Source organism: Luteimonas sp. TWI662, from assembly GCF_039673825.1.
GTDB lineage: Bacteria > Pseudomonadota > Gammaproteobacteria > Xanthomonadales > Xanthomonadaceae > Luteimonas.
Genome location: NZ_JBDJMI010000046.1, coordinates 1 through 8,804, shown reverse-complemented (window position 1 = coordinate 8,804; position 8,804 = coordinate 1). Strand labels below are relative to the sequence as shown.

Below are 8,804 nucleotides of genomic sequence, written 5' to 3'. Positions count from 1 at the left end.
GTGCAATTTCGCCTCGCGAAATTGCACTCTGACCCCGGTTTGTCATCCATGGATGGATGACCGAGCCGGGGAGCAGTCCCCGGCCGGCGCGACGCGCGTTCCGGAGAAGAAAGCCCTGATCGAGTGATCGAGTGATCGAGTGATCGAGTGGGCACAAGCCAGATTCCCCTGACTTCAGCCAAGCACCTTCGGAGCGCGGATTCGCGCCGCGTGGTGGCTACTCGAAGTCGTAGTGCATGCCCGGGCCGGCGGGTGCGAGGAAATTGCCTTGCACGTAGTCGATGCCGGCGGCGAACAGGATCGACATGCTGGCCGCGTCCTGGACGAACTCGGCGATCGTGCGGATGCCGATCTGACGCGCACGCGCTGCGATCTCGCCGATGCGGGCCTGGTTGTCGGCGTTGGCTGGCAGGTCCTGAGTGAAACTGCGGTCGAGCTTGAGCAGATTCGGCTGCAGATGGCTCAGCAACTGGAACGAATCCAGCCCCGCGCCGAACTGCTCGAGCGCAAAGACGCAGTCGAGGCGGGCGACGTGGGCTGCGAAGGCCTGCGTCGCCTTGAGATGCGTGAATACCTTGGACTCGGGCAACTGCACGACCAGATACCGGCCCGGCACTTGGTGATGGGCCAGTTGCTCGCCGATGAACGCCGCAAGCCCCGACGCCTCGAGCGACGCCTGGCTGACCTTCACCAACAGCGTCGTGGGGCGTCCCTCGTGCAGGCGCCGGGCGATTGCGGCGATCGCCCGGCCGACCACATAGCGGTCGATCTGGGCGAGCATGCCGTGGTCCTCGGCGATCTGCAGGAATGTGCCCGGCGCGACGAGTTCGCCGTCGCCGCTGTCGAGCCGCAGCAGGCATTCGTAGACCGGCGCGGTATCGCCCTGCAGGTTGATCACCGGCTGGTAGTGCAGCACGAACCCATCGTGGTCGAGCGCGGTGCGCAGCCGCGCGATCCACAACTGCAGCCGCTCCTGCTCCAGCCGGTCGGCAGCGCCCGGGTCGAACACCTCGCACTGGTCGCCACCGGCGCCGGAAGCCGACTCCAGTGCCTGCGTCGCGCGTGCCAGGACCTGGCCGACGTTGGCGCTGGTTTCGCCGATCTGGATGCCGCCGATGCTCAACGTCACCACGGTCGAGCGCGCGCCCACCTCGAACACATGATCGGCGAAGCCCGCTCGCAGGTGCTCGGCCAAGGCGGCGGTGGCGTGGTAGTCACCCTCGCGCAGCAGCACCGCGAAGGTCGTGCCGCCGTAACGCGCGGCGATCGCCGTCCCTTCGAGCAGCGACTCGAGCCGCGCGGCGACGGCCGCCAGCAGCTCGTCGGCATGGTCCAGGCCGATGTCGGCCAGCAGTTGCTGGTGGCGGTCGGGCTCGATCATCAGAAAACCGTGCCGCGATTGCCCGCGCGCAGCGTCGTCGACCGCGTCCTCGAGTTCGCGCAGGAACGCCGGCCGATTGAGCAGGCCGGTGACGTGGTCGCGCTGGCGCAGCGCTTCGAGCTCGTAGGCGAGCTCCGGATCGATCAACTCCCGGCGCCGGAACACGACCTGCAGGCAGGGTTCGCCCTCGTACTGGGCGGCCGTGAACTCCATGGCGGCCGGAAACGCCTGACCCTCCGCATCGCGGGCCTCGATCTCGTGGCGCAGCGGCGGCGGCTCGCCGCGGCTGAGCGACTTGAGCAGGGCCTTGAAGGCGTCGACATGCTGCGGCGCCACCATGTCCAACAGCGAGACGCCTTCGATCTGCTGGAAGTCGCCGTAGCCGAACATTTCCAGGTAGGCCGCGTTGGCGCGGATGTGCATGCCCTCGTGGATGTAGGCGATGGGATCGCGCGAGGAGTCGATCAGCGCATCGCAGCGGCGTTCGCTTTCGCGGACCCGTGCCTCGAGCCGTCGCAGGTTGCGCCGCGCCTGGCGGTCGGCCCAGGCATCGCGCACCGCGGCCAGCAGTTGCTGCGGAGCGTGGCGCAACGCCACCGTGCGCGCGCCTCCGAGCACTGCGTCGACGAACGCGGCCTCGTCGAGCGCATCGACCAGCGCGATGACCGGGATGTCCTGGCCGCTGTCGGCGATGCATTGCATCGCCCGCGCGAAGGGCAGGGTGACCGCCGCCTGCGCGGCGATCGCCACGTCGATGACCTGGCCGGTCAGCATGTGGCCCAGCTCGTCGGAAGAGGCCGCCCGCAGCGGGCGCACGGCGATGCCGGCATTGCGCAACCCACTGACGACCGCCTCGGCATCCTCGACGCGTTCGTCGACAATCAGCAGGCGCAGCGCGGAATCGGCGTTGCTCTCTGGCATGCGGGTCTCCGGTGATGAGCGCCTTATGCCACGGGGGGCGCCAGGCGTCCATCCGAGGACTGGGTCAAGGCGCGCTTGGATGTGTCGCCGGCGACCTCGCGGACCAGCCGCGGCACCAGATAGCCCGACTGCCGGGCCACCAGCGCGGCGTGCAGCGCGAGCGCGGTCGCATCGTCGACCTCGAAGTGGGCCGCGCCGGCGACACGGTCGAGCTGATGGAGATAGTAGGGCAGCACACCGGCGTCGAGCCCGCGTTCGGCCAGGGCCGCCAGCGTCTCGACGCGGTCGTTGACCCCCTTGAGCAGGACCGCCTGGTTGAGCAGCACTGCGCCGGTGGCGCGCAGGCGGCGCATCGCCGTATCGACATCGCTGTCGAACTCGTTGGCGTGGTTGGCGTGGACCACGATCACCAGCGGCCAGGGCAGTGCGGACAGCCAGTCGGTCAACTCAGCGTCGACCCGCTCGGGCAGCACGATCGGCAGGCGGGTGTGGATGCGCAGGCGACGCACATGAGGAATGCCGCGCAGCGCATCGGTCAGTTCGACGAGTTTGGCGGTCGACAGCGACAGCGGGTCGCCGCCCGACAGCAGGACCTCCTCGATCGAAGCGTCGTCGCGGATCGCCGCCAGTGCCGCGCCCCAGCCGCCGGCCGCCGCGGTTTCCTCGGCATACGGAAAGTGGCGACGGAAGCAGTAACGGCAATGCACCGCGCAGCTGCCGGTCGCCACCAGCAGCGCGCGGCCGGTGTACTTCTGGATCACGCCATGCCCAGCCTTGGCCGCGCCGTCGCCCACCGCGTCCAGGCCGAAACCGGGCGCCGGGCGCAGTTCCGCATCCAGCGGCAGGACTTGGCGCAACAGCGGGTCGGAGGGGTCGCCGGGGCGCATCCGCGCCACGAAGCCGCGCGGGACCCGCAGGGGGAACTGGGCGGCCGCCTCGGGCGACAGGCCCAGCGCCTGGGGCTGCAGGCCGAGCAGGTCGAGCAACTCGCGCGGATCGCGCACGGCATCGCGCCAGAGCTGCTGCCAGCGGCGCGGCTGCGTCGGAAGGGGGGCTGCGGGTATCATGTGCGACTGCGATCCAATTCGAGCCGGCCGCGTGCACCGCTGCCGGGAAACCCCATAGTGTAGCCGCCGGCAACGCCGGCCCAGCAGGAGCGAGCGATGGCCAGTTATGGCATGAACGACGTCAAGAATGGCCAGAAGATCCTGGTCAACAACGAGCCCGCGGTCATCACCGACACCGAATACGTCAAGCCGGGCAAGGGCCAAGCGTTCACGCGCGTGAAGTACCGCCAGATCCGCACGGGCCGGGTGCAGGAAATCACGATGAAGAGCACCGACTCGGTCGAAGCGGCCGACGTGCTCGACACCGACATGCAGTACCTCTACAGCGACGGCGAGTACTGGCACTTCATGAACCCCGAATCGTTCGAGCAGGTGCAGGCCGACAAGGCCGGCATGGGCGGCGCGGAGAAGTGGCTCAAGGGCGAGGAAGAGTGCGTGGTGACGCTGTGGAACGGCACGCCGATCGCAGTCCAGCCGCCGAACTTCGTCGAGCTGCAGATCACCGAGACCGATCCGGGCGTGCGCGGCGACACCTCGGGCGGCGGCGGCAAGCCGGCGACTCTGGAGACGGGCGCGGTGGTCCGCGTGCCGCTGTTCGTCGGCCAGGAGGAAGTCATCAAGGTCGACACCCGGTCGGGCGAGTACGTCAGCCGCGTCAAGTGATCGACCCGCAGCGGCGCCGCCCGCAGGCGGCCTGCTGCGCGTCCACCATCGCCCGCGCGGCCGCGAACGCGCCGATCGCGCGCGGCGTCCACCGACGCTTCCTGCGTATCGATCGAGGCCCCGCATGACAGACAGTTCCGCTCCCCAGTCCATCGACCTGCTGATCGAGGCCGGGCACGTCGTGCCGGTCGAGCCGCACGCGGTCGTGCTCGACGACCATGCCGTCGCGATCCACCGCGGCGAGATCGTCGCGGTGCTGCCGACCGCTGAGGCCCGGCAGCGCTTCGCGCCGGCCCAGACCGTCCAGCGCCCGCACGCGGCGCTGCTGCCGGGCTTGGTCAACGCGCATACGCACAACCCGATGACGCTGCTGCGCGGGATCGCCGACGACCTGCCGCTCAAAGTCTGGCTGCAGCAGCACATCTGGCCGGTCGAGGGTGCGGTGATCGGCCCGGAGTTCGTCGCCGACGGCGTCACGCTGGCGTTGGCCGAGATGCTCCGCGGCGGCACCACGTGCGTCAACGAGAACTACTTCTTCCCCGATGTGCAGGCGGCGGTCTATCGCCAGCACGGGTTCCGGGCGCGCATCGGCTTGCCGGTCATCGATTTTCCGACCGCCTGGGCCAGCAGCGACGACGAGTATTTCGACCGCGCCGGCGAGGTCCACGATCAGTGGCGCGACGATCCGCTGATCGCGACCGCATTCGCGCCGCATGCGCCCTACACGGTCAACGACGCCAATTTCGAGCGCGTGCGGATGCTCGCCGACCAGCTCGATGTGCCAGTCCACCTGCACCTGCACGAGACCGCCCAGGAGGTCGAGCAGTCGCTGCAAGAGTACGGCCAGCGCCCGTTCGCCCGACTCGACCGGCTGGGCCTGATCAATGACCGCCTGATCGCGGTGCACATGACCCAGCTGACCGAAAGCGAGATCCACCTGTGCGCCGAGCGGGGCGTCAGCGTCGTGCATTGCCCCGAATCCAACCTCAAGCTCGCTTCGGGCTTCTGCCCGGCCTGCGCGCTCGAGCGCGCAGGCATCAACGTGGCGATCGGCACCGATGGCGTCGCCAGCAACAACGACCTGGACATGTTCGGCGAGACCCGCACCGCGGCGATCCTCGCCAAGGCCGTGGCCGGCGATGCGGCCGGGTTCGACGCGTTCACCGCACTGCGCGCGGCCACGCTCGGCGGCGCGCGCGCGATCGGCTTCGGCGACCGGATCGGCTCGATCGAGGTCGGCAAGCAGGCCGACCTGATCTGCGTCGACCTGTCGCCGATCGAGACCCAGCCGCTGCACCATGTCGTCTCGCAACTGATCTACGCGACCGGGCGCCATCAGGTCAGCGATGTCTGGATCGCCGGGCAGCCCAAGCTGCGCGAGCGCGCACTGGTCGGATTCGACCTGGAGGCGATCGCCGCCAATGCCCGCCAGTGGCGGGACCGCATTTCCACGCTCCGCACTGGGGCATGACGAGGCCCGCATGAACGCCCGACACGAGAACTACGATCAGGCCGAGCTCGACAAGTTCGGCGCGCTGGCCAGCCGCTGGTGGGATGTCGACGGGCCGCAGCGCCCGCTGCATGCGCTCAATCCGGCCCGGCTCGAATACGTGCGCGCCCGCGCCCGGCTCGATGGCGCCGATGTGCTGGATGTCGGCTGCGGCGGTGGCCTGCTGAGCGAGGCCATGGCCCGGGTCGGCGGCAAGGTGACCGGTATCGATCTGGCTGAGGATCTCGTCAAGGTCGCACGCCTGCACGGGTTGGAAACCGGCATCCAGGCCGACTATCGCGTGCAGTCGGTGGAGGCGCTGGCCGCCGAGCGTCCCGGCAGCTACGACGTCGTGACCTGCATGGAAATGCTCGAGCACGTGCCCGACCCAGCGGCGATCCTGCAGGCCTGCGCAACGCTGCTGCGCCCCGGCGGGCACCTGTTCGTGTCCACGCTCAATCGCACCCCGGCCGCATTCGCGTTGGCGATCGTCGGCGCCGAGTATGTCGCCCGGCTGCTGCCGCGCGGCACGCACCGCTACGAAAGTTTCATCCGCCCGTCCGAGCTTGCCGGCTGGCTGCGCGAGGCCGATCTGCGGCTCGAGGATGTCAGCGGGCTGATGTACGAGCCCTGGCGCAATGCCGCCCGGCTGGTCCGCCGGACCGACATCAACTACGTCGCCTGGGCGCGGAAGCCGGCGTGAGCGGCGCGACGACTGCGCAGGTCACGATGGCGTTCCCGGCCGGCGCGCTGTTCGATCTGGACGGCACCTTGCTCGACAGCGCCCCCGACATGCTGGCGACGGTCAACCGGATGCTTGGCGCGCGCGGCCGCCCGCCGCTGGCGCTGGCCGACATCCGCCCGGTGGTCTCGCGCGGCGCGCGGGCGATGGCCGCTGTCGCGTTCCCCGAACTCGATGCCGAAGGCGTGCTTGCCCTGGTGCCGGAGTTCCTGACCGTCTACGGCGAGGAACTGGGCCGGCACAGCCGCCCGTTCGATGGCGTGGAGGCCATGCTGGCTGCGCTCGAGGCCGCCGGCACGCGCTGGGGCATCGTCACCAACAAGCCCGAAGCGCTCGCACAACGCATCCTGCCGCAGCTTGGCTGGCAGGACCGCTGCGCGGTGCTGATCGGCGGCGACACCCTGGCCGAGCGCAAGCCGCATCCGTTGCCGCTGCTGCACGCCGCCGCGGCCATCGGTATCCCAGCACGCGACTGCGTCTACGTCGGCGACGACGCGCGCGACATCCTCGCCGCGCGTGCGGCCGACATGCCGTCGATCGTCGCGCTGTGGGGCTACCGGCTGGACGATGACGATCCGAGCGCCTGGCAGGGCGATGTGATGCTCGATACGCCCGAGGCCCTGTCGCAGCCCGCTGCCTGGCCGCGTCCGGCATGAGCGCGTCGCCGCACGACGATGATTTCCTGGCCAAGTGGCAGGCCCGGTGGCCGGAATGGCGCATCGGCCTGGCCTTCGTCGCTCCGGAGCTGCGTGAGCGCACGCAGGCCTGGTTCGCGTTGCTCGACGAGTTCGGGGAGGCCGCCTGGGGCGGCAGCGATCCCACGCCCGGCCTGGCCAAGCTGGCCTGGTGGCAGGAGGAACTGCAGGGCTGGGAGAAGGGCGCGCGTCGGCATCCACTGGCGGTGCACCTGCAACGGCATGCCGCGCCCTGGGGCACGCTGGCGCTCGCACTGCGGCTGCTGCCGGCCACGCGCGATGCCGCCCCCGAGCCGGCCGCCCACCTGGAGCGGTTGCACGACCTCGCCTTGGCCGTGGCCGCCTGTGAGATGGCGTTGTTCGGCGACGACAGCCGCGACAGCGGGGACGGGCGCATCACCGCCTCGCCGCTGCTGGCGCCGCAGGCGATGCTGCGCGGCGACCAGTCGCTGGCCGCACGGCTGCTCGCGCGCTGGCCGCAGCGCGACGGCGGGACCCGGCCGCGCCGGATCGGCAATGCAATCATCGCCGCTCGCCTGCGGCCACTGGCGCGGCACGGACAGTTGCGCCCGACCAACGGACTGGCCGTGCTCTGGCTGGGTTGGCGCGCGGCCCGCGGCTGAGCCACGCGGGCTCGCGCGACACGCTGCGTTGCAGGGCACGGACCCGGAGAGCCGTTAAACTGCGTGGCCCACGCCCGTCCGGGCGTCGTCCCGTCCCCCCGCGAGCGCAGCCTTGAGCGATTCAGTCCGTCCTCCCGTTCTTCCCGATGTCGCCGGCGACCAGGCCCAGGCGGCGCGTCTGCTCGATTGGGTGGGCATGGCGGAGATCGCGTTGCCGTTGCGCGTCGAGGACGGGGATGGGCAAGCGGTGACCGTGCCGGCGCGTGCCGATATCGGCGTGAATCTGATCGATCCCGATGCACGCGGCATCCACATGTCGCGGCTGTATCTGCACCTGCAGGACGCGTTGGCGCGCGAGACGCTCGGGCGCGATACGCTCGCACGCGTGCTGGCCGATTGCATCGACTCCCAGCGCGGCCTGGCCGATCGTGTGCACCTGACGCTGAAGTACGGCCAGTTGCTGCGCCGTCGTGCCCTGGCCAGCGATCACAGCGGCTGGAAGACCTATCCGATCGAACTCGATGCGGTGCTGGGCCCCGACGGCCTGGCACTCACGCTGACGCTCTCGGTCGAGTACTCCAGCACATGCCCGGCCTCGGCGGCGCTGTCGCGCCAGCTCAACGCGGCCCGGTTCGCTGCTGACTTCGCCGGCAGCGCGCCGAGCTTCGACGCCGTGCACGACTGGCTGGCCTCGCCGCGCGGCCTGGCGGCGACGCCGCATGCCCAGCGCAGCCGCGCGACAGTGCGCCTGCGGCTGTCGCCCGATGTCGATGCGTTGCCGGTCCTGTCGCTGATCGATGCACTCGAACTCGCGCTCGGCACCCCGGTCCAGACCGCGGTCAAGCGCGAGGACGAGCAGGCGTTCGCTGCGCTCAACGCCGAGCATCTGATGTTCTGCGAGGACGCTGCCCGCCGCGTCGCTGCGGTGCTCAGCGCCGATCCGCGCGTGGCACGGTTCGAAGCGACCGTCGCCCATTTCGAAAGCCTGCACGCGCACGACGCGGTAGCACGCGTCAGCGGCTGACCGGGGACCTCACGACCGACGGGGATCCTTGGTCTCGCGGCCAGCAGCCGTGAATGGAAAGGGGCGGCCGAAGCCGCCCCTTTTTCAGGGTTCATCGCTGAATTCCGGGGAAGGCTGCGCGGATCTTCAGGAAGAAGTACTCCTGATCGCGGTATCCGTAGGCGCGGCGTTTGATGACCTTGATGGTGTTGTTGATGCC

9 protein-coding genes are annotated in these 8,804 nt (G+C 70.0%); 6 read left to right on the top strand and 3 right to left on the bottom strand.

Features of this window, described 5'->3' with window-relative positions:
- Positions 1-217: 217 nt before the first annotated feature.
- Entirely contained in the window at positions 218-2,302 is a 2,085-nt protein-coding gene (locus tag ABE488_RS17620; protein ID WP_346449694.1) for an EAL domain-containing protein, read from the bottom strand.
- A gap of 23 nt (positions 2,303-2,325) precedes the next feature.
- Positions 2,326-3,369, bottom strand: coding sequence for an EF-P beta-lysylation protein EpmB (gene epmB, locus ABE488_RS17615; protein WP_346449693.1), 1,044 nt, complete (start codon positions 3,367-3,369; stop codon positions 2,326-2,328).
- A gap of 96 nt (positions 3,370-3,465) precedes the next feature.
- Here epmB and efp point away from each other — a divergent pair, with 96 nt between their 5' ends.
- From efp to folE2, 6 genes are all read left to right on the top strand, one after another.
- Positions 3,466-4,032: an elongation factor P gene (gene efp / locus ABE488_RS17610; RefSeq protein ID WP_047135839.1), complete on the top strand. Its 567-nt coding sequence runs from the start codon at positions 3,466-3,468 to the stop codon at positions 4,030-4,032.
- Between the two features lie 124 nt (positions 4,033-4,156).
- Positions 4,157-5,503 carry a TRZ/ATZ family hydrolase gene (locus ABE488_RS17605; protein WP_346449692.1) on the top strand — a complete coding sequence of 449 codons (1,347 nt, stop codon included), beginning with the start codon at positions 4,157-4,159 and terminating at the stop codon, positions 5,501-5,503.
- Positions 5,504-5,513: 10 nt separating this feature from the next.
- Positions 5,514-6,224: a bifunctional 2-polyprenyl-6-hydroxyphenol methylase/3-demethylubiquinol 3-O-methyltransferase UbiG gene (gene ubiG / locus ABE488_RS17600; protein ID WP_346449691.1), complete on the top strand. Its 711-nt coding sequence runs from the start codon at positions 5,514-5,516 to the stop codon at positions 6,222-6,224.
- Between the two features lie 26 nt (positions 6,225-6,250).
- Complete coding sequence (locus ABE488_RS17595; protein WP_346444184.1) at positions 6,251-6,919, top strand: phosphoglycolate phosphatase; 669 nt, start codon at positions 6,251-6,253, stop codon at positions 6,917-6,919.
- On the top strand, positions 6,916-7,581 hold the full coding sequence (locus ABE488_RS17590) for a phytoene/squalene synthase family protein (RefSeq protein WP_346449690.1): 666 nt from the start codon (positions 6,916-6,918) through the stop codon (positions 7,579-7,581). The genes ABE488_RS17595 and ABE488_RS17590 overlap by 4 nt, the downstream gene beginning before the upstream one ends.
- A 112-nt stretch (positions 7,582-7,693) precedes the next feature.
- Entirely contained in the window at positions 7,694-8,605 is a 912-nt protein-coding gene (gene folE2 / locus ABE488_RS17585) for a GTP cyclohydrolase FolE2 (RefSeq protein ID WP_346444137.1), read from the top strand.
- 91 nt (positions 8,606-8,696) lie between these two features.
- Here the strand turns inward: folE2 and ABE488_RS17580 are convergent.
- The coding region (locus ABE488_RS17580; protein WP_346448926.1) for a transposase at positions 8,697-8,804 on the bottom strand (108 nt) is incomplete at its 5' end.